Here is a 21,401-nt window from a genome sequence, read left to right as displayed (position 1 = left end):
TTTGCGAAGAGTTTCTGTTAAAGGCTGCTCTTCAATCAAAGCGGATTAGCCGGTGTTATTCGTGACCGACACGCGCAAATCCATCTCGATCAATCGTATTTTGCATAAGCCTCAAGGCATCTCGGAAGGTGCGCAGTGGCCGCCGGTAGTCGGTGTGGAATATCCGCCAGGTCTTGATGCTAGCAATTGTTCTCTCGATCACGTAGCGGTGGGTGTTCACGAAGCGATTGTGGTGTTTGGCGTAATTTGGCAGATGTTCTTCGCTTGGCCTCTTCTTTATTGGTGTGACCATTCCGGTGCCTTGATAGCCTTTGTCGGCCAGCGTGTTCGAGAGGTTAACGGTGTCGGCCAACCCGGTTTCTCGAAACGCGTGGGCATCGTGATGCTTGCCCGCGATCGGATCCGAAATGTGGATCAACCGACCGGAGAGATCGGCGAGGACCTGGCAGTTGTGCCCCGTGGTCATGTGTTTCCCGGAGTACAGCTCTGGCGCGTCCGACCAGGACCAGCACGGCAGGAGCGTGCCGTCGATGACGGCCGTTGTCCCGCGGAGCGCGGCCTCGACGTCCGGTTGCTCGTCGTCTATCACGACATTGAGCATCGCCTCAACCGACGCGATCGTTCGCGACACGGTCGACTGACTGACACCGACCACATCAGCGATCAACTGCTCGGTCACATTGAGGCTTATGCAAAATACGATTGATCGAGATGGATTTGCGCGTGTCGGTCACGAATAACACCGGCTAATCCGCTTTGATTGAAGAGCAGCCTCTAACAGAAACTCTTCGCAAAGGAACCAGCCGGTGCGCACACAGTCTACTACGGGAATGACGGCCGAGCACTACGCGATCCTCGCCGAACGGATCGAGAACGAGTTCATGTGGCGTCGGCGGCGAGGACGTCCGCGCAGACTTTCCCTCGAGGGAGCATTGCGGGTCACTCTTCTCTATTATCGCCAGAATGTGACCGAGCAGTTGATCGCTGATGTGGTCGGTGTCAGTCAGTCGACCGTGTCGCGAACGATCGCGTCGGTTGAGGCGATGCTCAATGTCGTGATAGACGACGAGCAACCGGACGTCGAGGCCGCGCTCCGCGGGACAACGGCCGTCATCGACGGCACGCTCCTGCCGTGCTGGTCCTGGTCGGACGCGCCAGAGCTGTACTCCGGGAAACACATGACCACGGGGCACAACTGCCAGGTCCTCGCCGATCTCTCCGGTCGGTTGATCCACATTTCGGATCCGATCGCGGGCAAGCATCACGATGCCCACGCGTTTCGAGAAACCGGGTTGGCCGACACCGTTAACCTCTCGAACACGCTGGCCGACAAAGGCTATCAAGGCACCGGAATGGTCACACCAATAAAGAAGAGGCCAAGCGAAGAACATCTGCCAAATTACGCCAAACACCACAATCGCTTCGTGAACACCCACCGCTACGTGATCGAGAGAACAATTGCTAGCATCAAGACCTGGCGGATATTCCACACCGACTACCGGCGGCCACTGCGCACCTTCCGAGATGCCTTCAACGCCGTCCGCGGACTCATCTTTTTCACTCGGCAAAAAACCAATTTTGCATAAGCCTCATTCTGGCGATAATAGAGAAGAGTGACCCGCAATGCTCCCTCGAGGGAAAGTCTGCGCGGACGTCCTCGCCGCCGACGCCACATGAACTCGTTCTCGATCCGTTCGGCGAGGATCGCGTAGTGCTCGGCCGTCATTCCCGTAGTAGACTGTGTGCGCACCGGCTGGTTCCTTTGCGAAGAGTTTCTGTTAGAGGCTGCTCTTCAATCAAAGCGGATTAGCCGGTGTTATTCGTGACCGACACGCGCAAATCCATCTCGATCAATCGTATTTTGCATAAGCCTCACTGCTTCCCTCTCATTACTTCGCTCCCTTCACGGGCGCGAACTTCTGCTGTTTCGGAGTCCGGTCGGACGGAACGAGGTAGCCCGGAATCGAGATATCGGAGTCGACTTCGTTTCCCCAGACGGACCAGTCGGCGTTGGACGGTGGGCGGCGGCGTGCGAACAGCTCGAGGTACGGGCCGCCCGAGATGCGCTCGATGACGGCGAACTGCTCCTCGGGCTTGTGGGAGTGCGCCTGCAGTGGTGCGAACATCCAGGTCGGCTGCGACTTGTACCGCACCGGCGCCTTGCCCTTCGTGGCGAAGAGAAGGTGCTCGGTGGCGTTACGGAGGTAGTTGCCGAGCAGGAGGCGCGGCTTGATCCAGGTGAGCGGTGAGCGCGGGGTGAAGCCCCAAGCGCGGATCACGTCATAGCCGTGCTCCAGCGTCGCGTTCGTCACCCACAGCCAGAGATGCGCGTTTTCTGCTGCGAGCGCTTCGACGGGCATCGCCTTGATGCGGTCCAGGCTCATGAGGGTGTAGTGCTGGGCGGCACCGAGGCGTCCGGTCTGTTCGATATTCCACGGCGGGTCAGCCAGGATCGTCGAGAACTTCTGGGGCGTATCTGTAGACATGATGGAAGAGTCTCCTTTCAAGAGGGGATGAGTACTATTTCGGCGCGACAAATACCGCTTACGCTTGACTGCCGCGATCTACCCCGTATTACGAAGCATCAGTGAAGATTCGTAAAGACTTGAACTTCAGCGGAATGTAAGCGACGAGAAAGCCGCGTTTCAGATAGCGGGGGTGACCAAAGTGGTATCCACAGCCGTTGACGTTTTCTTCACAACACCCTGTGGAAAACGGCTGCTACGGGCACCGCCGGGTCAGCGGCGGCGGTGCTTCGCGAGCGACGCGAGCACCGCACGGGCAACCGCACCGGGCTCGTCGTCGGAACAGATCCGAGTGACGAGGGTGTTGCCACCGAAGTCGGCGTCCGTCGGGCCACCACCACCGAGGACCACCGCGTGCACGCCGCCGGGGAACTCCGCCAGGCAACGAAGCGTCTCTGCCGGCTCGGGATCGAATAGCTCGAAGTCCGACAGCACCACGAGCGTCGCCAGGTGCTGCGGCCGCGTTACTGCCAGGAGTCGAGCCGCCCGAAGCGATGGCCCGAGGACCGAACTGCCCCTGGCATCGAGAGGAGTGCGCAACCCGTGCTCGATGAGGCGCAACCCGACCTGGGTCATTCGCACCGGCGGCACGTCTCCCGACGTCGGGACGTCGAAGTGCAGGACCGCCCCGAGTTCGTCGCGCCCGACGCCGGCCGACGCAATGCGGCGGAAGGCGAGCTTGCACTCCTGATATCGGTTCGAGACCGGGTCAACGCCGGCCGGTCCAATTACGGAGCCGGAGTCGTCGGCAATCACGATGGTCAGGGACTTACCACGACAGGGCCCACCCGGATGGCCGAGCCGGATGCGGGGCCCACGTGGAGGCCGCCCTGCACCGCTTCCGAACGAGTGAAGGCCGGGACGAACGAGATGCGCAGTCGCGAGCTGCGAAGTGGCCAGACCGATGACGCTCACGGACGCCCTCCGTCCTTCTCGGCGGCATGGACTCGCCCGACCGGCTCGGCTGCACGGCCGTGCCCGACGACGCCGGGGTTGCGGCGCAGGATCCGCGCCTTGAGCGCTGCGTAGGAGAAGACCGCGGCCTTCCCGCGTTCCCTGTGCTCGTCCCGTAGCGACTGAGCGCGCCGCTCATGCTCGGCGTGCTGCACGAGCGACCGAGCGCTACTGAGGCGTGCTGCACGCTTCAGCTCCTTTTCGTAGCGCTGCTCAAACGAGCCAAGGAGGTCGGCGACCTCGTCCGAGTAGGCCCAGGCGTTAAGGAACGAACCGGCCGCAACCGCGAGCGCGAACCCGCCATAGATGAGCCCCGCGAGCGGCCCCTCGATACTCGAACGCAAACCGAAGATTCCGATTGTGATGGCCGCCGCCACGCACCCAGCCATCCCACCGGCGAGCTTCACGAAACGAGCACCAGGGTCGATACCAGTGAAAAGATGACTGTAGGGCTTCAGATCTAGAGACAAAGCCTCCGCATCCTTCTCCCGTCTGGCAGCGAGGCGGAGATCGCGGAGATCTCCGCCCACCGAGCCAGCCGACACCGCAGCGAGCCCAACCGAAACGGCCTGGATGACCGCCAGCTCCGGGATCTCTCCGAAGTAGATGGCCGCACCGGCAATCCCCGCGACGTCGCCACCGACGAAGCCGAACCAGCACCCGACATACCACTGGCCCGCATGCGGCTTCCGCCGGACGAAAGGCGCCAGTGCCTGCCTGGCAGTGGTGAGCTGCGTACGGGACTCTGCGAGCACCACATCATTGCCGACCGCTGCGTCCCGCGCTTTTTCCGCCGGGTACTTGAGACCTGCGGCGCCGACATCGTCCTCACGGGACGCTGCCTCGCCGCTGGCCGCCCACGACGGCGTCTGTGCCCCAGACAGCGCGTCGTACTCCTCCTCGACGTACGTCTGGGCGATCATGGATGGTCGTGCGATAGCGACGGCCTCATCGATCCGTTGCAGCGCGACACCGTCGGCGAAGTCAGCGGCCTGCTCGAACTCGGACGAGGATCCGACGACTACTTCTCGGAGGCTCACTGGGTGCCTCCGCCGAAGTCGGTTAGGACCGCGCACGACCCGGCGCCGGTCGCATCGCACGTCGCCGACCAGAACGCCTTCAGACCGTTGACGTACTCGGTCGACGGTTGTTCCGTGCCTGCCACCTTTCCGACACCGAGGAAGGTCACTGAAACCCGCTCGTCGAGCTGCGGCAGTGCGACGGACGAAGCGAGGGCTTCGGCCGCCTCGGCGTTCAAGGTCGGGTCACTGAGGTCCACGCCCACGTTCTGGATCCCGTCGGTCTCCACCTGAACGCTGTACACCTGTTCACCACCGAGGCTGTCTCGCTCTGTGATGTAGTCGGCGAGGGCGAAGTAGGCCGCGGTCATGTCAGTCCCACCCGTATCGAGCCCCGGCAGCGCCGCCTCGTACGCTTCCTGCGCTTCCGCGAGCTTGTCGTCGACCAGCTCTTCGACCCCGCGCAGCCGAGCGTTCTCGGTAGCTCCAGCAGGCTCAAGATCCGCGTCCAGCAGGATCACGGAGGTCGCAGAGGACGATGAACCCACGACGACTCGCGCGTGACCGCCGCACACGGCAGCCTGAGTCAGGTGCGCACGGACCGCGCCCCATCGCGTTTCGAGGAGATCGGCGTCGCGGGATGAACCGGAGCCGTCGAGCGCGTCCAACGAGTTGAAGGCGGTGCCGGCCGGGCATTCGAGCGACCTCGCCTGGGAATTCTGGAGCGACTCCGTCCGAGAGGCGGAACCGGTAGAGCACCCCGTGAGCGTTCCGAGCAGCACGACGCACAACGCGGCGACGTTGGCGCGATGTTGATTGGGCCAAGACATGGTGGTCCTTTCGCTTGACATGTACAGATGAACCGACGTCGAAGTAGCCAAGGAGGTCAGCGTTCACTGAGGTGTGGCGTTGCGGCGGCGACAGATTGCCGGTACCTAATCCGCCGTGCGGATCGATCGGCTCCTGGTACGGCTACCCCGACTGCGGTGAACCGAACCTAAAACATCGTCTGACCAGGCACAAAGCACAAGCGTGATAACAGGCTGTACGCTTCAAGGCATGGACAGCCGCGAGCGTTACCCAGACAACGCGATGATGTTCGCGCCGGAGATTCCGCTCCGCTGGCAGGAGTTCATCGATCGACGCGAAGCGTTGCTCCTCAACTACGGCTACAACACCGCCCGCGCCTACTGGGCCGACCTACAGGACTGGTTCGAATGGGCAGTTGAACGCGACAAGGATGTCCTCGCGCTTTCCGAAAAGGAGCGAAAGCAGTACATAGCCTTATTACGACGTCGGAAATATAGTGAGAGCACGATCCGAAGACGGTTGGTGGTCTTGGGTCTTCTGATGGCGTTGGGAGCGCCGAGCATCGTCTGATGTGGGTGAGCCCGTCGACCAAGGACGTTCCGCAACGCCGTGCGATCCGGCACGGGACGCTCCGTAGTCGACTGCAGTTCCCTGCCCTCACCGTCTAGTACGAAGAGGACCAGCCGCAGCGACGCGAGGGCTCACCTGGAGCTCGTGAGCTGATGCTTCTGGGACTTGCGTAGCGCGAAGCACCCGTCGTGTGCAAGAATCATGCGTCAGGGACGAATACTCGCAGAAATTGTGCGCCTAGGGCTCTAGTTCAACGATTTCGATGCTGACGCGTGGCGCGGCGAGTCACTAATATTGCGCCTAAGAGCGTTATTCATAAGCATTTACCAGCCGAGTCGGTAAAGTTCGAGGCGGGTGACGGTGCGAATGAGGTTGGGAAGTTCTGTAAGACGTCCGCGATAGCCGGTCTTGAGGATTTTCCAGTTCTTCCAGTGCGCGATGCATCTTTCGACCGCCGAACGGATGGAGGAGATGTATCGGTTGGCTGTACGTGTGTTGTCATCATGTTGTCCGTGGTGAAATTTTTTCCGGGGAGTGACTGCGGTGGTTCCGACGTACGCTGGGTCCGCTATCCACTCGGCATTATCGAGAATCGGTTCCCATCCACACAGGCTGATGGTCGCTCGGTCGTGCCGAGCGCCGGGGGTCGGATCGGACACGCAAAGCAAGTTACCGTTCACGTCCGAGGCAACTTGCACGTTCAGCCCTTGACGGTGTCGCTTCCCGGAGTAGTTCGCTCTCCCCGTCACGGCGCGGTTCCCGGTGGGAACATCGGTGCCGTCGACCAGGACCACTCGGCCCTGGATAGCCGTCTTTAAACACCCCCCCGACAAACAGCAGGCCTGCTCGATCAGCGGGACGATCCGCCGATATGCGCGAGAAATCGTGGGCTGCGACACACCGAACATATCCGCGATAGTCGCTTGGTTCACGTTCTGCCGCAATAAGATCAGGGTCATAACGACCTGCTCGCGAATGTTCAGCAGCACCGGGCGTCCCGAAACCTCACCCCTCCCCGTGACAATCTGCCATATCCGACAGATCAGCTCCGTCAATTGCTCCGCATCCAGGCCTGTAGTAGAGTCGTACCGCATCGGCTTCCCGTTCCGAAAATAGCGAGCTTTGGAACTTCTATTCTCCCGAATGGGAAGCCGATGCCTCGGAACGACACGCCCGAATCAGACCTTATGAATAACGCTCTAAGTCCAACACAAGGGGGAGTATCGGTGGCCATTGACCGGATCACGGTTCCATGTAATACTGGTGTGGAATGGAAAGACCATCCCGATCAATTCTCTCCCAGTTCCCCTCTGAATGGCCGCGACGCGGTCCTCCTCGCAGCGAGGTGTTTTTCCTTATGAGCAACCTACGAGCGGTAGCGCACGAGCGCCTGGCGGCTGAGAAGTCGGAAGATTTTGGACATCGTTACCACGCAATTGAGGCACTTGAGTCGCTTAGGTCCGGAGCGCAAAACCCGGATCTTGTTTTGCGCGAGTATTTTTCTTCAGAATCACTAGATTTCCTCGTCTCTGCTGAGGGGTTGGCAGAGCTCGAAAAGTGGTTTGAGACGTTTGCGCTGAGTCTCGTTAGTATGCGGCGACTGGAACTCAGGCGGCGGCGTGGGGCTATTCTCGAGCCAGGGGACTGGCAAGTTGCGATCTTGGGCTTAGAGGAGATAATTTCTCTCCTTGCGGAGCGGCTCGAAGCGATTGTCGGCGCTGAGGGTGCATTGGCTCCTGAGACGGCGGAGAACATGAACAGCAAGCGTTCCGCCCGTTTGCGTATGCTGGGCAACCATGCCTCAAAGGGTTAGACGACTGCGCCTTTACGTAGTCGGGACACGCGGTGCCTCATCTCCTTCATCGGATTCACTGGTGGTGCTGATAGGTTAGAGGCTCTGGTCAGCGGCACCATCACCTGAAAGAGGCATCTCGATGTCCCCGTCTCAAACTCGTCTAACCGCCCAACGGAGGCTCCTTAGTCTTCAGTCTCAATTCCAGCGTCGGGCACTCCATGAGATTCACACTCGTGCTGACGGTGGACTCGGCTTCTTGGTTCCTCTTGAGAAGAGCGAGTATGTGTTGCGTCGTATCGCCGAAGATTTATCGGCGGAACTCAGCGGGAGTGGCTTAGAGGCCTCACCTCTGAGAGCGTTATTCATAAGCGTTTACCAGCCGAGTCGGTAAAGTTCGAGGCGGGTGACGGTGCGAATGAGGTTGGGAAGTTCTGTAAGACGTCCGCGATAGCCGGTCTTGAGGATTTTCCAGTTCTTCCAGTGCGCGATGCATCTTTCGACCGCCGAACGGATGGAGGAGATGTATCGGTTGGCTGTACGTGTGTTGTCATCATGTTGTCCGTGGTGAAATTTTTTCCGGGGAGTGACTGCGGTGGTTCCGACGTACGCTGGGTCCGCTATCCACTCGGCATTATCGAGAATCGGTTCCCATCCACACAGGCTGATGGTCGCTCGGTCGTGCCGAGCGCCGGGGGTCGGATCGGACACGCAAAGCAAGTTACCGTTCACGTCCGAGGCAACTTGCACGTTCAGCCCTTGACGGTGTCGCTTCCCGGAGTAGTTCGCTCTCCCCGTCACGGCGCGGTTCCCGGTGGGAACATCGGTGCCGTCGACCAGGACCACTCGGCCCTGGATAGCCGTCTTTAAACACACCCCCGACAAACAGCAGGCCTGCTCGATCAGCGGGACGATCCGCCGATATGCGCGAGAAATCGTGGGCTGCGACACACCGAACATATCCGCGATAGTCGCTTGGTTCACGTTCTGCCGCAATATGATCAAAGTCATAACGACCTGCTCGCGAATGTTCAGCAGCACCGGGCGTCCCGAAACCTCACCCCTCCCCGCGACAATCTGCCAGATCCGACAGATCAGCTCCGTCAATTGCTCCGCATCCAGGCCTGTAGTAGAGTCGTACCGCATCGGCTTCCCGTTCCGAAAATAGCGAGCTTTGGAACTTCTATTCTCCCGAATGGGAAGCCGATGCCTCGGAACGACACGCCCGAATCAGACCTTATGAATAACGCTCTGAGTAGAAAAGAATTTGGCAACCTGAGATCGATGTACGTGTCTGACGAACTGGACGCGCCAACCAGGTCACAAATAAAGATCCTTGAGTACCTTGTCGCGGGCCAGCGAGAGCTTGACTTTGAGCAGCTCGTCGCAAAATGGTGCGCTCAACACAAAAGAATCGTCGCAAGGACCTCGCGACTCCCGCGGCGAGAAAAGAAGAGGCGCCGCTCCCTTAGTGAGCGACGTCGTCGTCAAGTCTTTGCCGGGACCTTTGTGTTAGCGCTGGCGATCGAGAGGTCCGATCTCGCTCTGCTGTCACTCGCTATGCACTCGCTTAGGGAGCCTCGAATCCCTTCAGTTCTCGAATGAACGTAGGAGAGCATTATTCTCCTAGGGAGGCGTGGGAGAGGAGAAAGCTCACTCGATTCTTTACGAACTTCCTCGCGTTTGTTGCGGCTTGTGGCGTGCTTGTCCTTCTGGCTTTGTACGCAGCGCAGACGATTGGAATCGCTGCTAAAGTTTGTTCACATCAAACTACGCGCGACACGTCTCACTTCGGCCTTGATAATCAAGACGTGTCCGTGTCTGTTGTCAGCAATTGTGTTAGCGCTCAGCCTTCGGCTACCCTATTAGGATTTGCGGTCGCGCTAGTTGGAATTCTGATCTCCCCCGAGCTCCTCACGCTATTTCCAAACTTCAATCTTAAAGTAATGGGATTCGAGTGGGCGACTAAGAGCGTTATTCATAAGCGTTTACCAGCCGAGTCGGTAAAGTTCGAGGCGGGTGACGGTGCGAATGAGGTTGGGAAGTTCTGTAAGACGTCCGCGATAGCCGGTCTTGAGGATTTTCCAGTTCTTCCAGTGCGCGATGCATCTTTCGACCGCCGAACGGATGGAGGAGATGTATCGGTTGGCTGTACGTGTGTTGTCATCATGTTGTCCGTGGTGAAATTTTTTCCGGGGAGTGACTGCGGTGGTTCCGACGTACGCTGGGTCCGCTATCCACTCGGCATTATCGAGAATCGGTTCCCATCCACACAGGCTGATGGTCGCTCGGTCGTGCCGAGCGCCGGGGGTCGGATCGGACACGCAAAGCAAGTTACCGTTCACGTCCGAGGCAACTTGCACGTTCAGCCCTTGACGGTGTCGCTTCCCGGAGTAGTTCGCTCTCCCCGTCACGGCGCGGTTCCCGGTGGGAACATCGGTGCCGTCGACCAGGACCACTCGGCCCTGGATAGCCGTCTTTAAACACACCCCCGACAAACAGCAGGCCTGCTCGATCAGCGGGACGATCCGCCGATATGCGCGAGAAATCGTGGGCTGCGACACACCGAACATATCCGCGATAGTCGCTTGGTTCACGTTCTGCCGCAATATGATCAAAGTCATAACGACCTGCTCGCGAATGTTCAGCAGCACCGGGCGTCCCGAAACCTCACCCCTCCCCGCGACAATCTGCCAGATCCGACAGATCAGCTCCGTCAATTGCTCCGCATCCAGGCCTGTAGTAGAGTCGTACCGCATCGGCTTCCCGTTCCGAAAATAGCGAGCTTTGGAACTTCTATTCTCCCGAATGGGAAGCCGATGCCTCGGAACGACACGCCCGAATCAGACCTTATGAATAACGCTCTAAGGTTCAGGATCTGGATGCTAAGAACATCTTGAATAACGTATCGAGCGAAGCGTTAGATTACGCTAATGAAACAGTGACGAGTAAACAAAAAAAGAAGAAACGTTGGTGGGCAAAGTCGTGAGTGGGACAACTGGTCCTCTTTGACCTCAGTCCTCTCTGTACCAACAATGCCCCGGTTTACGCAAAGCATAAAGTGTGTCACAATAGACACAAATGATTGCTGATGTCTTCGCAAAGATCTACAAGCTTAAAGTTGCCATTATTGCGGCTTTTGTCGCGTGCATTGGGTTCGCGACTTTGCTTATAGCTGACTATATACAGATGAATCAGCTTGCTCCAAGGTTCGTCATTGTTGTACTCAGCGGGTTGGCTGACGCCCTCGTTGTGACTGGACTGATAAGTGTGGCTGTCGACTTTTGGACTCAGCGCGAAAAAGAAGCGCGCGATGATGCGCGCGTGCGCCGATTACTGGCTGACTCAGCGCCGGACTTCACCGACGCCGTAGTTCGTGGCTTCGCCTCCAGTCCAGAAGATCTTCGCCGCGTGGCCACCCCCGCGCTCCTTGACGATCTAGCCACCAACGCCCTCGGCCTGCGCCTCGGTGACCCAGCCTTCGCACGTGAGATCTACGCTGACCTCCGCGACACCGTCGTCCGCGCACCGGAACGCTGGCACGACGTAGATGTGCGGATCCGGCTCTCCTCTACAGAGGAGAGGAACACCGTAGGTGTTCCTCGGTTCGCCGTAACGGTCACCTGGGAGTACTCGGTCATCCCAAGCAGTCCCGTCCAGCGCTTCGCCTGCACCTCAGACCGTGATGAGTTCCACGAACTGGTCTCGGACATCCCATCGACGTCGACCTGGTTCATGACGCCTCGTCCTGGCTTCGAGGCCAGCAGCCGGGATGCTTTTGAACTTCTGCAATTCAGCGTCGACGGCGAAGAGAAGAAGATCCGGCGTAGCGCCCGGAAGGCCGGCCAGACCTACTCCGTCGCGGTCGGCGACGACGCGGTCCAAAACGGTCGCATGGTCCGCATTCGCCACGTCTACCGCACCATCACGCCACGTAGCGGTCACCGCCTCTTCGTCGCGATTGCCCAGCCAACGAAGGGCCTCTCGCTCACCATGGACTACACCGATACGGACATCGCCCACATGAGCGTCACTGACCTGGTCTCGGCAGCGCAGCGTCCGCAGATCTCCAGGCTCCCTGAACAGACTGCAGCCCGGGAGATCTCGCTCGATGTCCCGGGCTGGCTGCTTCCGAAGGCGGAGGTCACTTTCGTGTGGACCCTCGCCAGCGAAGTGTCTTCAGCAGACGCTGGAAGCGCATTCGCCGCCAGAGCCGCGTAGTCGGGTTCATCGCCCCAACGAAGTCGCCACCGCTCATTTCATCACCCCGCCTCGCGCCTCCAGGCCTGCCCGTCTGGCCCGCCGTGGCTGTGATGCTACTCATAAGTATGTAGACCTTCAAGTAGCACCACACGAGGCTCGATGACGTGGAAGGTGAGCTGCAGAAGGTCTTCGGACGCAACCTGCGCCGCCACCGCGAATCTCTCGGTCTCAGCCAGGAAGCATTCGCTGACGAGCTCGGCGTCCACCGCACCTACATGGGCGGTGTCGAGCGAGGGGAGCGCAACCTCACCCTTCGCTCGGTCGAGAAGATGGCCGGCTCGATCGGTCGCGACCCAATCGAGCTGCTCTCGGAGGCTCGCTAGCTGTCGCTCCGTGCTGCACGCCGGGGGAGTGCGATCATGACCGCGCGAAAATCTGATCCTGTATGACGGTCCTACGCTGGCGAGCGCTCCGGTTCGCCGCGCCTCAACCGACCTGTCTCTGCAGTACCGCTGGAGACGCCGCAACATCTCGTCATGCACCTGATGGAGCTGGGTCGCGACCTCGACATCAATCTTCAGGATCTTGTGTCGCTCGGTACCGGGCCCGATGGTTACCCATGTGTCTTCGTCAGCGTCGTGTTGATCGAGGTGCACCTCAAGCTCAGCGGTACAGCTCGAGCGGTGTGCCGCTCCAGCGGCGTCGAAGATCCGCACCAGCTGAGCGTTTGGCGCATAATCCGTCGTGCTGAGATGCCAGCGATCATCAGGCTCCGTCGCCTCCCCATGCACAACGGTGCACGAGCTGGGGCAGCCCTCGACGGGATCAGTGGGTGACCGCGCGTCGTCAACACTTCAAATTGGACTGTCGCCGGCACGACTACGGGCGCGGCGAGCGCATCAGCCTCTCGTGGGGGGACGAGTCCCGCGAAAGGACCGGACCGCTGCGCTCACAAGGGTGAGGATCGCGGCCGCCAGGATCACGGACGTCGCCGTGCCCGTCCAGCTCGAGAATGACCACAGGCCAGCAGCGACTGTCCAACCGGTCAGCGCGGCCGCGCATCCCGCGTACACGATCCAGGTTCATTGGGAATTCTTCACCCCGGAGTGTAGTCAGAACGCGGTCCGGACGCTCGCCGCGCGCCACCAGCGGGAAAGCCGCTCGGCGGCGCTGACACGGTGGACATCCACCATGGCGCCAATCCGACTCTGCAGGAGGCGCAGGGGCAAGCGATTTCGAGTTCTTCTTCATCACTCATGCCGTGACGCTACTCGGCCAGCAGTACCAGGGGCGCCATGAACGCCGTCGACAGGGGAAGCGGTCGCGGCAGGCTCCTGTGGAGGAAGGCGGAAGCTCCGTCGACAAGGGGACTCGCTCGCCGATCTGGCCCCTGTGACCCCGCAGAGTGGTGGCAGGACGGTCTTAGTCGCTGTCTTCGTTGCTACTGGGGTGTGGGCCGGTCTAGCGGTCGAACCTCGAACGCGGCGAGCGGGGTAGCCGTACCTCAATTTTGGCTGGACCTGCTGAGTTCGGCTGCCGGTGACGCACCCGTTGGCCTTCCGGCAATGTGGGTCCTGCGTTGCTCGACCGTGTCGGGCTGCCGGCGGCGAATCCGCGGGAATGCAGTCTCCAGATCGATGTGCGGGCAAACTCGTCGCCACTCCCTCCCGATGCTCGCGCAGTGGAATGGACAGGTGGCTCAGTCGCACATTGAGCTTGGCGCGCGATGCGCGCACACTGGAGGAGTGGCAACGAAAATTACCCTCGTAGATGACCTCGACGGTCTGCTCATCCCAGACGGATCTACCGTCCGATTCTCTATCGACGATGAAGCCTACGAGATCGACCTGTCGCCGAAGAACCGACAGAAGCTCCGTGCCGCATTCCGTCTCTACATCGATGCCTCCCGCCGGGCGCGCTACACAACCACAGACTTGCCGGCTGTCGGACCGAAAAAGTAGACGAGAACGACTCGGCAATCATCCGCCCTTCGACCGCTAGGTTTTACGATTCTGGCTTGTGATGGTTCCCACGCGTCTCTAGTATCAGCCATAGGTGACAATGCCACACTGACTCCGGAGGATTCAATGGCCCAGAAAGTAACGCTCGTCGACGACATCGACGGCAGCCTGATCGACGACGACGGAGGAACCATTCGGTTCTCCATCGACGGCAGCAACTACGAAATCGACCTGTCGGCCGACAATACCTCAAAGCTGCATAAGGCGCTAGACAAGTTCGTGTTGAACTCGCGGAAGGTGCGGGCTGCGAGTCTCGCAGCGCCTTCCTCCGGAGCGGCGCGCAAGAGTGACCCTGAGCGTCTCAGAGCGGTTCGGGAGTGGGCGAATGCGAATGGCTACCGGGTGTCGAGCCGCGGACGCATCCCGCAGGAGGTAATGGACGCGTTCGACGCTGCAAACTGATCGCAGAGGCGTGAGGGAGGGACGAGGTCGCGGTCGGTTACCTCCTTCCGCGGCTCTATTGGTGCCAGTCAAACTGAATGAATAGCTTATAGCGCGTGAGTTGGTGCACACTGATGTCGGTCAGCGCATCGCCGCCCAGCGCGAAAGCGATGGTGAGATTCACGGTCAACTTGGCGGGATCGTGGATCGCGAACGGTTTACACCACGGCGCCAACGCCTCCGACAGCGTCAGATCGGGCCAAGGCTTCCCACGCAGGAGCCACTATCCGAGCATTCCGCAAATCTGAAATGCACGACGCAAATCGACGCGAATCAGCGTAAGCCTGCGTTTCACAGAAACGACGATGAACACCGCACGCACTCAAGAACGCATACGACGCCTGCTCCTGAGGTTTTCCCGACTCGTTTCTACGTAGAAAACCAGGTTCACGAGAGCCAACGGCCGCCGAAGACCGCGGCGCGTCCCGTCGCGACGTAGTGCAGCCCTGCGCGTTACCCTCCATGTTATAGGTCGGCAAAGAGGCCCGGTACGGGCTGCAGAGCGCGCCAGGTTGCGAGCCTTCGCGCTCTGTGGCAGCATGCAAAGCTAACCGATGTTTCCCGGGATGAAGAGTGGGAACATTCGGGCTAAGGGGGAAGGCTATTAGAAGGTATGCGTCCGCCGCGCGGCTCGAAGCGAATCGACGAGATATAGCGGTTTGCGCTTGCGCGACCTCCCTAGTGATTCAAGAATTGCTAGGCGACCGCATGGTCCGGCGTGAAACAACATGGCGCACGTGCATCAGCCGTACTCTATCGACCATGGTCGCGCCTAGTCGTCGCGACCGATCGATGTGCCCCCAAATCGGGGACACTAAGAGAAAAGGAGAAAACATGGGACTGAAAGACGTACTTTCGGCTCTGAACGACGCGGACATCGTGGCCGCTCCGTCGCTCGCTCGCGCTGCGGGTGAGGGAGGCGTTGACCCGTCGAAGGTCGCTGCCTACGCAAGCGATGAGGCATACGATGCGCCGATGATGATCATGAGCCAGATTAACGAAGCATAGAGGCTTATGCAAAATACGATTGATCGAGATGGATTTGCGCGTGTCGGTCACGAATAACACCGGCTAATCCGCTTTGATTGAAGAGCAGCCTCTAACAGAAACTCTTCGCAAAGGAACCAGCCGGTGCGCACACAGTCTACTACGGGAATGACGGCCGAGCACTACGCGATCCTCGCCGAACGGATCGAGAACGAGTTCATGTGGCGTCGGCGGCGAGGACGTCCGCGCAGACTTTCCCTCGAGGGAGCATTGCGGGTCACTCTTCTCTATTATCGCCAGAATGTGACCGAGCAGTTGATCGCTGATGTGGTCGGTGTCAGTCAGTCGACCGTGTCGCGAACGATCGCGTCGGTTGAGGCGATGCTCAATGTCGTGATAGACGACGAGCAACCGGACGTCGAGGCCGCGCTCCGCGGGACAACGGCCGTCATCGACGGCACGCTCCTGCCGTGCTGGTCCTGGTCGGACGCGCCAGAGCTGTACTCCGGGAAACACATGACCACGGGGCACAACTGCCAGGTCCTCGCCGATCTCTCCGGTCGGTTGATCCACATTTCGGATCCGATCGCGGGCAAGCATCACGATGCCCACGCGTTTCGAGAAACCGGGTTGGCCGACACCGTTAACCTCTCGAACACGCTGGCCGACAAAGGCTATCAAGGCACCGGAATGGTCACACCAATAAAGAAGAGGCCAAGCGAAGAACATCTGCCAAATTACGCCAAACACCACAATCGCTTCGTGAACACCCACCGCTACGTGATCGAGAGAACAATTGCTAGCATCAAGACCTGGCGGATATTCCACACCGACTACCGGCGGCCACTGCGCACCTTCCGAGATGCCTTCAACGCCGTCCGCGGACTCATCTTTTTCACTCGGCAAAAAACCAATTTTGCATAAGCCTCATAGTAGTGAGGGGGTCGGCGGATTAAACCGTCGGCCCCCCCCCATCGTTCATATCGATGAATCGCGAGACGGAGCTCAATACATGAGTGATTGAGGCTTATGCAAAATACGATTGATCGAGATGGATTTGCGCGTGTCGGTCACGAATAACACCGGCTAATCCGCTTTGATTGAAGAGCAGCCTTTAACAGAAACTCTTCGCAAAGGAACCAGCCGGTGCGCACACAGTCTACTACGGGAATGACGGCCGAGCACTACGCGATCCTCGCCGAACGGATCGAGAACGAGTTCATGTGGCGTCGGCGGCGAGGACGTCCGCGCAGACTTTCCCTCGAGGGAGCATTGCGGGTCACTCTTCTCTATTATCGCCAGAATGTGACCGAGCAGTTGATCGCTGATGTGGTCGGTGTCAGTCAGTCGACCGTGTCGCGAACGATCGCGTCGGTTGAGGCGATGCTCAATGTCGTGATAGACGACGAGCAACCGGACGTCGAGGCCGCGCTCCGCGGGACAACGGCCGTCATCGACGGCACGCTCCTGCCGTGCTGGTCCTGGTCGGACGCGCCAGAGCTGTACTCCGGGAAACACATGACCACGGGGCACAACTGCCAGGTCCTCGCCGATCTCTCCGGTCGGTTGATCCACATTTCGGATCCGATCGCGGGCAAGCATCACGATGCCCACGCGTTTCGAGAAACCGGGTTGGCCGACACCGTTAACCTCTCGAACACGCTGGCCGACAAAGGCTATCAAGGCACCGGAATGGTCACACCAATAAAGAAGAGGCCAAGCGAAGAACATCTGCCAAATTACGCCAAACACCACAATCGCTTCGTGAACACCCACCGCTACGTGATCGAGAGAACAATTGCTAGCATCAAGACCTGGCGGATATTCCACACCGACTACCGGCGGCCACTGCGCACCTTCCGAGATGCCTTCAACGCCGTCCGCGGACTCATCTTTTTCACTCGGCAAAAAACCAATTTTGCATAAGCCTCATTTTAACCTCCCTTTGTCAATTGTCGATCCGGAGTTTCTACGGGATAACTGGCAGAAGTTTCACGTAATCTGGAAGAACGCTGTCGATCCAGCCGATTTCGTGAGCACCACGGAGATCGAGCAGCAGTTGCAGGCGAGTCTTCTTCGATGGCCATACTTCACGCTCCTGAAGGATGGCAGGCAGCCACCGACGGAGACCTACACGACCTCTCGTGACGTCATCGGCCAGCAGCGTCCTGGTTATCCAGACTACTCCGCCATTTCTCAAGCGATGGCTCAGGGGGCGTCTCTCAAGCTGAATCAGGTTGGCGATTGGCATGCATCCACCCGCCGAATCCGTAGTGAACTCGAGGCCGGGCTTCCAACGGCGGTGAGTAGCTACGTCTTCTGGACTCCTGAGTCGGGACGCGGCATGTTGCCTCATCGTGATGCCGCGCACGTCCTCGCGATACAGTTGGAGGGAAAGAAGGCGTGGGACCTCTATGCCTCAGATGACCAGATCAAGTCGAACGCAGGACTTGATGTCGACACGCTAGAGCCGACCCATAGCTTTGTTATGGAGCCAGGTGACGTCCTCTATCTACCGCACGGATGGCCTCACGTAGCTCGTGCCGTCGATGGTCCGTCGATGCACCTGACCTTCACGATGGCGGAGCCTACCGCTGCCGACCTGACCGAGTCACTGATCGATATCTTCGCGGCCCGCCACCCCGAACTCGTCGACGGGTTTCATCGACTGGAGCTCACGGCGCGCGCACAGGCGGTTCTCGATGCGATCGCGCTCGATGCAAAGACGGTAAGCGATGATGAATGGGTTGAGACGACTCTCCTCAGGACGCGGAAGGAAGTAGGATAGCTATGTCGGCATCTAAGGCTCTGACAACGGAAACGGCCGCAACGCTCTCGGACATCGTGGGCGACGTGGACAGTTTCTTCAAGGAGAAGTGGGGGCGCCAACCGATTATCTGGCGCGCTCCGTCTAATATTGAAGCTCTTCTTACAGAGGACGAGATCTGGGAGGAAGTCGACAAGGGCTTCTTGCACCGGCCCTACTTCACGATGTTCAACGAAGGCATCCGGTCTGCGATGACCGATATAACGCGGCCCAAGAAGGTGGTAGGTAAGGACCTGCCTGGGTTCATCAACCCCGAGCAGATCAGGGCCGACTTCCGCGCTGGAGGAACCTTCAAGCTTAACCAAGCGGAGCACTGGCACCCCAGAATTCGCACACTAGTGAAGGCTATGGAGACTCATTTTGATGGTGGTCTCGAGGCATTCGTGTTTCTCAGTCCACCCGACAAGACGGCCATCCAAGCACACACCGACGGTGCCCATGTTCTCGTCCTGCAGCTGGCCGGAAAGAAGGACTGGGTTGTAGGCAAGCTGCACGAGAACTCGACTAGCGCCTCCACTCTTCATGAGGGAGAAATCGACCCGACGTATAGGGTAGAGGCGACATTGACTGCGGGTGACGTGCTTTACATGCCTCATGGGGCTCCCCACTACGCGACGGCCCGCGACGGCAACTCGATTCATCTCGCCATCACTATTGAGGAGCCGTCTGCTATTGATCTTGCTCAGGTGGTTCTCGCCGAGTTTCTAGCCGAGGAGTCATCGCTGGATGATCAGGAGGGGCTGCGTTTGGAGTCCTTAGCGTCCCGAATCGAGGGCCTTAGACGCCGGCTAGGCGAATCGCTTGGCTCTTCAGCGTCCTCGCATGTAGCGGCGGCAGCATCGACCCTCAGGAAGCTTCACCGGATCTGAGCCAGCAGAACTGTAGAGATTATTAGCATGTATGAGGCTTTGGTTGCCTCCCAGAACAAAAATGAGGCAACCAAAGCCGCCCTTCTTCCGCTCCTGCCAAGGTATGGCATATCCCGTGTGGCGAGGCTAACCGGACTCGACGTCTCAGGGGTGCCGGTCTACTCTGCCGTCAGGCCGCGTGCTACCACGCTTTCTGTTAGCGCAGGCAAAGGATTCTCGGAAACGACCGCCTGGATATCGGCGGTTATGGAGTCAGTCGAGGCGGACGCGGCTGAACAGTTCAGCAGGGTCGCGCTGAGGGATGAACCGGCGCGAGATCTCTCGCTTGCTTATGACGTCGAAGACCTACCGCGCCGCATGATGGCCCTCGTCACCGCTCACACTCCTCTCGATTGGACGAAGGCAAGAGACCTTGCAACTGGCGAGTGGACGTACGTTCCTTTTCTTGCCTGCGGGCTGAGGGGAGTAGTTCGGAGAGCGCGTCACCAGGCGGCATTTGTGACATCTAGTAATGGCGTGGCTGCTGGGTTTGATGTCGAGGCCGCGCGACGACACGCTTTATCAGAGTTGATCGAGAGGCACGCGCTGGCAAGTTGGCTCGAGTTGGGTAAAAGCCCTTTCCGATTTGACGCCGACCGCTACGGATCCGCTGTGGCGGACCTGATCAGGCGGGTGAAGGATGATGGTCTCTCGGTTGTGACGCTTTGTAAGGAAGGGATTGCGGGCTACTGGGTAGCAGCGACCTACTTGACAGCGCCTGATATGCCTCAAATCTTCGCCGGTTCTGCAGCAGCGTGTGACGTATTCGAAGCGGTTGAGAAGGCGGTATTGGAAGCGTTCCAGTCGCGAACGTCCGTGATCAGTGGGTTGCGTGATGATATCCGTGCAAGGGACTACTCGTACCGACGCGCGTCGAGACCCTTGGACTTCGAACGCTTTCCAGTCCTCAGTGAGAGCCCAGTCGAGCTTCGATCAGAATTGTCAGTGAGCGAGATTGTGGCGCGGATTAGTGCGGAGACGAGCATGCCAGTGCTGGAGGTACTCCTCTCGAACAAGGCTGATTCCATAAAGGTGGTTCAAACGATTGCGCCTGGGCTGCTGCCCGCTGCTTCCGTGGCCATGCCCAACTGAGGAGCGGATTTTCCAATGCGGAAAATAGTTTATATAGGTCCATCCATGCCGAGGAATTTCCGTCCTGCAGGCGTGGAGTTCCGCCCACCCGTCAAGTTGGGGGACTTCTACGCAGAGGACCTTCGAGAAGGAGATTCAGTACTCGTTGTCGACGGGCTCTACCAGCAGACCGCGCCCCTCCGACATAAAGAAATCCTTTCAGCGATTGATGCAGGGGTGCGCGTGATCGGTGCGGGCAGCATTGGTGCGCTTCGCGCGGCGGAGTTGCACGAGTTCGGAATGATTGGCGTCGGCAGAGTATTCAACGGCTACCGGAGCGGCCATTTTGTGGATGATTCGGAGGTGAGCCTCGTGCATTCTGCCTCCGACCCGGCCAAAGCACTGACCCGAGCGCTGGTCTCGATTGACACCGCGGCATCTGACCTTTCGCAACGCGGAGAGTTGACGTCGGCGGAAGAAATATTTGTGCGCGAAGTTGCGCGCGACATTCACTTCACCGAAAGAACTGATCGAGCGCTCCGGGCTGCAGTGGAAGAATCTTCTCTTTCCAAGGCACTTGAATCTGTGCTGGACTACGTTGATCAATTTGACGTGAAGCGTATGGATGCAGCGCGTGGGATGGAGTATCTCCAAACTCTTGCCAAGAAAGAGCCGAATAGATTATCCCGGCCTTACGCGTCGGCATTTGACACGCGCACGAGGCTAAATTTCGCGCGCTGGCAAGGAACTGACTTCACCGCGGATCAGGTTCTCCGGACCTTACAAATCGCACTTCCCGATTTTGGCGGGAGGTACCTGGATTACGTAACGGCAGTCAGTGGAGCGGGCGAAATAGTTTCCGACATCGAGGTTAGTCTTGCCGGATGGCGTCTTACAGAGGAGTCGCCGTCCAGCAGAGGATGGTCGCATGCGCAACGTATTCTTGCGCGAACGTTTCGGCTTCCTCCCGGTAACCTCACATTCATGGACGTGCCTGAGGAGATAGTCCGCGGGCTTGACGTTGCTGAGGTCTGCCAGTTGATCAGCTTGTGCAGAGGGCTGGACGATGGGACAGCTGTGTCACGCGCTGATATTCAGGACTGGCTGTGGAAGATATGGGGCTGCGACTCCGAGCGCGCATTCGAAGTGGAGGCGTACGATCGAGGCTTCCTCGAGGTTTCCGAAGCTTTGCGGCACGCCTCCGCGATGAATCCTAGGGTCCTCTGTCGAATCGCGACATCTAGTTCTTGGAGGCAAAAGTGAATGTGCAACA

At 59.1% G+C, this 21,401-nt stretch carries 23 protein-coding genes; 15 read left to right on the top strand and 8 right to left on the bottom strand.

Annotation, left to right across the window (positions count from 1 at the left end; genetic code table 11):
• Positions 1-55: 55 nt before the first annotated feature.
• The gene (locus tag A6122_RS10825) at positions 56-679 is read right to left on the bottom strand and encodes a transposase family protein (protein ID WP_068254758.1); all 624 of its coding nucleotides are present in this window, start codon (positions 677-679) and stop codon (positions 56-58) included.
• Positions 680-830: 151 nt separating this feature from the next.
• Between A6122_RS10825 and A6122_RS10820 the strand changes: the two genes are divergently transcribed.
• Complete coding sequence (locus A6122_RS10820; protein WP_084415693.1) at positions 831-1,586, top strand: transposase family protein; 756 nt, start codon at positions 831-833, stop codon at positions 1,584-1,586.
• A 303-nt stretch (positions 1,587-1,889) separates the two neighbouring features.
• Here the strand turns inward: A6122_RS10820 and A6122_RS10815 are convergent, their stop codons facing one another.
• From A6122_RS10815 to A6122_RS10800, 4 genes are all read right to left on the bottom strand, one after another.
• Complete coding sequence (locus tag A6122_RS10815) at positions 1,890-2,486, bottom strand: MT-A70 family methyltransferase (protein ID WP_068254756.1); 597 nt, start codon at positions 2,484-2,486, stop codon at positions 1,890-1,892.
• Between the two features lie 252 nt (positions 2,487-2,738).
• Entirely contained in the window at positions 2,739-3,281 is a 543-nt protein-coding gene (locus tag A6122_RS10810) for a hypothetical protein (RefSeq protein WP_068254754.1), read from the bottom strand.
• Positions 3,282-3,436: 155 nt separating this feature from the next.
• Positions 3,437-4,519, bottom strand: coding sequence for a hypothetical protein (locus tag A6122_RS10805; RefSeq protein ID WP_068254751.1), 1,083 nt, complete (start codon positions 4,517-4,519; stop codon positions 3,437-3,439).
• A complete protein-coding gene (locus A6122_RS10800; protein WP_068254748.1) occupies positions 4,516-5,166 on the bottom strand; it encodes a hypothetical protein in 651 nt (216 codons plus the stop codon). Before A6122_RS10800 ends, A6122_RS10805 begins: the two co-directional genes overlap by 4 nt.
• A gap of 391 nt (positions 5,167-5,557) precedes the next feature.
• Between A6122_RS10800 and A6122_RS10795 the strand changes: the two genes are divergently transcribed.
• Positions 5,558-5,878: a site-specific integrase gene (locus A6122_RS10795; RefSeq protein WP_084415988.1), complete on the top strand. Its 321-nt coding sequence runs from the start codon at positions 5,558-5,560 to the stop codon at positions 5,876-5,878.
• Between the two features lie 323 nt (positions 5,879-6,201).
• On the opposite strand, the gene A6122_RS15910 is transcribed toward A6122_RS10795, so the two are convergent.
• Complete coding sequence (locus A6122_RS15910) at positions 6,202-6,972, bottom strand: transposase family protein (protein ID WP_084415987.1); 771 nt, start codon at positions 6,970-6,972, stop codon at positions 6,202-6,204.
• A gap of 263 nt (positions 6,973-7,235) precedes the next feature.
• Between A6122_RS15910 and A6122_RS16610 the strand changes: the two genes are divergently transcribed.
• The gene (locus tag A6122_RS16610) at positions 7,236-7,691 is read left to right on the top strand and encodes a hypothetical protein (protein WP_157593809.1); all 456 of its coding nucleotides are present in this window, start codon (positions 7,236-7,238) and stop codon (positions 7,689-7,691) included.
• A gap of 354 nt (positions 7,692-8,045) precedes the next feature.
• On the opposite strand, the gene A6122_RS15905 is transcribed toward A6122_RS16610, so the two are convergent.
• Together A6122_RS15905 and A6122_RS15900 are read right to left on the bottom strand one after the other, a co-directional pair.
• On the bottom strand, positions 8,046-8,816 hold the full coding sequence (locus A6122_RS15905) for a transposase family protein (protein ID WP_084415986.1): 771 nt from the start codon (positions 8,814-8,816) through the stop codon (positions 8,046-8,048).
• A gap of 842 nt (positions 8,817-9,658) precedes the next feature.
• Positions 9,659-10,429, bottom strand: a complete 771-nt coding sequence (locus A6122_RS15900; protein ID WP_084415986.1) for a transposase family protein — start codon at positions 10,427-10,429, stop codon at positions 9,659-9,661.
• 322 nt (positions 10,430-10,751) lie between these two features.
• On the opposite strand from A6122_RS15900, the gene A6122_RS10790 reads away from it, so the two are divergent.
• The 12 genes from A6122_RS10790 (at position 10,752) to A6122_RS15890 (ending at position 21,391) form a co-directional block, all read left to right on the top strand.
• Positions 10,752-11,891, top strand: coding sequence for a hypothetical protein (locus tag A6122_RS10790; protein WP_068254741.1), 1,140 nt, complete (start codon positions 10,752-10,754; stop codon positions 11,889-11,891).
• A 146-nt stretch (positions 11,892-12,037) separates the two neighbouring features.
• On the top strand, positions 12,038-12,256 hold the full coding sequence (locus A6122_RS10785) for a helix-turn-helix domain-containing protein (RefSeq protein WP_068254740.1): 219 nt from the start codon (positions 12,038-12,040) through the stop codon (positions 12,254-12,256).
• Between the two features lie 153 nt (positions 12,257-12,409).
• Positions 12,410-12,709: a hypothetical protein gene (locus tag A6122_RS10780; RefSeq protein ID WP_068254739.1), complete on the top strand. Its 300-nt coding sequence runs from the start codon at positions 12,410-12,412 to the stop codon at positions 12,707-12,709.
• A 909-nt stretch (positions 12,710-13,618) separates the two neighbouring features.
• Entirely contained in the window at positions 13,619-13,834 is a 216-nt protein-coding gene (locus tag A6122_RS10775; protein WP_068254738.1) for an Lsr2 dimerization domain-containing protein, read from the top strand.
• 126 nt (positions 13,835-13,960) lie between these two features.
• A complete protein-coding gene (locus A6122_RS10770; RefSeq protein ID WP_068254737.1) occupies positions 13,961-14,296 on the top strand; it encodes a histone-like nucleoid-structuring protein Lsr2 in 336 nt (111 codons plus the stop codon).
• 873 nt (positions 14,297-15,169) lie between these two features.
• A complete protein-coding gene (locus A6122_RS16605) occupies positions 15,170-15,343 on the top strand; it encodes a hypothetical protein (protein ID WP_157593808.1) in 174 nt (57 codons plus the stop codon).
• Positions 15,344-15,490: 147 nt separating this feature from the next.
• The gene (locus A6122_RS10765) at positions 15,491-16,246 is read left to right on the top strand and encodes a transposase family protein (protein ID WP_084415693.1); all 756 of its coding nucleotides are present in this window, start codon (positions 15,491-15,493) and stop codon (positions 16,244-16,246) included.
• 246 nt (positions 16,247-16,492) lie between these two features.
• On the top strand, positions 16,493-17,248 hold the full coding sequence (locus A6122_RS10760; RefSeq protein ID WP_084415693.1) for a transposase family protein: 756 nt from the start codon (positions 16,493-16,495) through the stop codon (positions 17,246-17,248).
• Complete coding sequence (locus tag A6122_RS10755) at positions 17,187-18,110, top strand: JmjC domain-containing protein (protein WP_084415985.1); 924 nt, start codon at positions 17,187-17,189, stop codon at positions 18,108-18,110. The genes A6122_RS10760 and A6122_RS10755 overlap by 62 nt, the downstream gene beginning before the upstream one ends.
• Before the next feature lie 2 nt (positions 18,111-18,112).
• On the top strand, positions 18,113-19,018 hold the full coding sequence (locus A6122_RS10750; RefSeq protein WP_068254731.1) for a JmjC domain-containing protein: 906 nt from the start codon (positions 18,113-18,115) through the stop codon (positions 19,016-19,018).
• Between the two features lie 27 nt (positions 19,019-19,045).
• Positions 19,046-20,149 carry a YcaO-like family protein gene (locus A6122_RS15895; RefSeq protein WP_084415984.1) on the top strand — a complete coding sequence of 368 codons (1,104 nt, stop codon included), beginning with the start codon at positions 19,046-19,048 and terminating at the stop codon, positions 20,147-20,149.
• Positions 20,150-20,194: 45 nt separating this feature from the next.
• On the top strand, positions 20,195-21,391 hold the full coding sequence (locus tag A6122_RS15890) for a TfuA-like protein (protein WP_167542375.1): 1,197 nt from the start codon (positions 20,195-20,197) through the stop codon (positions 21,389-21,391).
• Positions 21,392-21,401: the final 10 nt, after the last annotated feature.

The sequence above is a fragment of the Rathayibacter tritici genome (genome assembly GCF_001641005.1).
Classification (GTDB): domain Bacteria; phylum Actinomycetota; class Actinomycetes; order Actinomycetales; family Microbacteriaceae; genus Rathayibacter; species Rathayibacter tritici.
The sequence above is the reverse complement of the archived record's forward strand: the minus strand, read 5'-3'. Positions and strand labels throughout refer to the sequence as shown.

Bases quoted from the DNA above. Each gene is read 5' to 3' on its own strand.
- A6122_RS10820 (WP_084415693.1), top strand. From the start codon at position 831: ATGACGGCCGAGCACTACGCGATCCTCGCCGAACGGATCGAGAACGAG.
- A6122_RS10815 (WP_068254756.1), bottom strand. From the start codon at position 2,486: ATGTCTACAGATACGCCCCAGAAGTTCTCGACGATCCTGGCTGACCCG.
- A6122_RS10795 (WP_084415988.1), top strand. From the start codon at position 5,558: ATGGACAGCCGCGAGCGTTACCCAGACAACGCGATGATGTTCGCGCCG.
- A6122_RS15910 (WP_084415987.1), bottom strand. From the start codon at position 6,972: ATGCGGTACGACTCTACTACAGGCCTGGATGCGGAGCAATTGACGGAG.
- A6122_RS16610 (WP_157593809.1), top strand. From the start codon at position 7,236: ATGAGCAACCTACGAGCGGTAGCGCACGAGCGCCTGGCGGCTGAGAAG.
- A6122_RS15905 (WP_084415986.1), bottom strand. From the start codon at position 8,816: ATGCGGTACGACTCTACTACAGGCCTGGATGCGGAGCAATTGACGGAG.
- A6122_RS15900 (WP_084415986.1), bottom strand. From the start codon at position 10,429: ATGCGGTACGACTCTACTACAGGCCTGGATGCGGAGCAATTGACGGAG.
- A6122_RS10790 (WP_068254741.1), top strand. From the start codon at position 10,752: ATGATTGCTGATGTCTTCGCAAAGATCTACAAGCTTAAAGTTGCCATT.
- A6122_RS10780 (WP_068254739.1), top strand. From the start codon at position 12,410: ATGCACCTGATGGAGCTGGGTCGCGACCTCGACATCAATCTTCAGGAT.
- A6122_RS10770 (WP_068254737.1), top strand. From the start codon at position 13,961: ATGGCCCAGAAAGTAACGCTCGTCGACGACATCGACGGCAGCCTGATC.
- A6122_RS16605 (WP_157593808.1), top strand. From the start codon at position 15,170: ATGGGACTGAAAGACGTACTTTCGGCTCTGAACGACGCGGACATCGTG.
- A6122_RS10765 (WP_084415693.1), top strand. From the start codon at position 15,491: ATGACGGCCGAGCACTACGCGATCCTCGCCGAACGGATCGAGAACGAG.
- A6122_RS10760 (WP_084415693.1), top strand. From the start codon at position 16,493: ATGACGGCCGAGCACTACGCGATCCTCGCCGAACGGATCGAGAACGAG.
- A6122_RS10755 (WP_084415985.1), top strand. From the start codon at position 17,187: ATGCCTTCAACGCCGTCCGCGGACTCATCTTTTTCACTCGGCAAAAAA.
- A6122_RS10750 (WP_068254731.1), top strand. From the start codon at position 18,113: ATGTCGGCATCTAAGGCTCTGACAACGGAAACGGCCGCAACGCTCTCG.
- A6122_RS15895 (WP_084415984.1), top strand. From the start codon at position 19,046: ATGTATGAGGCTTTGGTTGCCTCCCAGAACAAAAATGAGGCAACCAAA.
- A6122_RS15890 (WP_167542375.1), top strand. From the start codon at position 20,195: ATGCCGAGGAATTTCCGTCCTGCAGGCGTGGAGTTCCGCCCACCCGTC.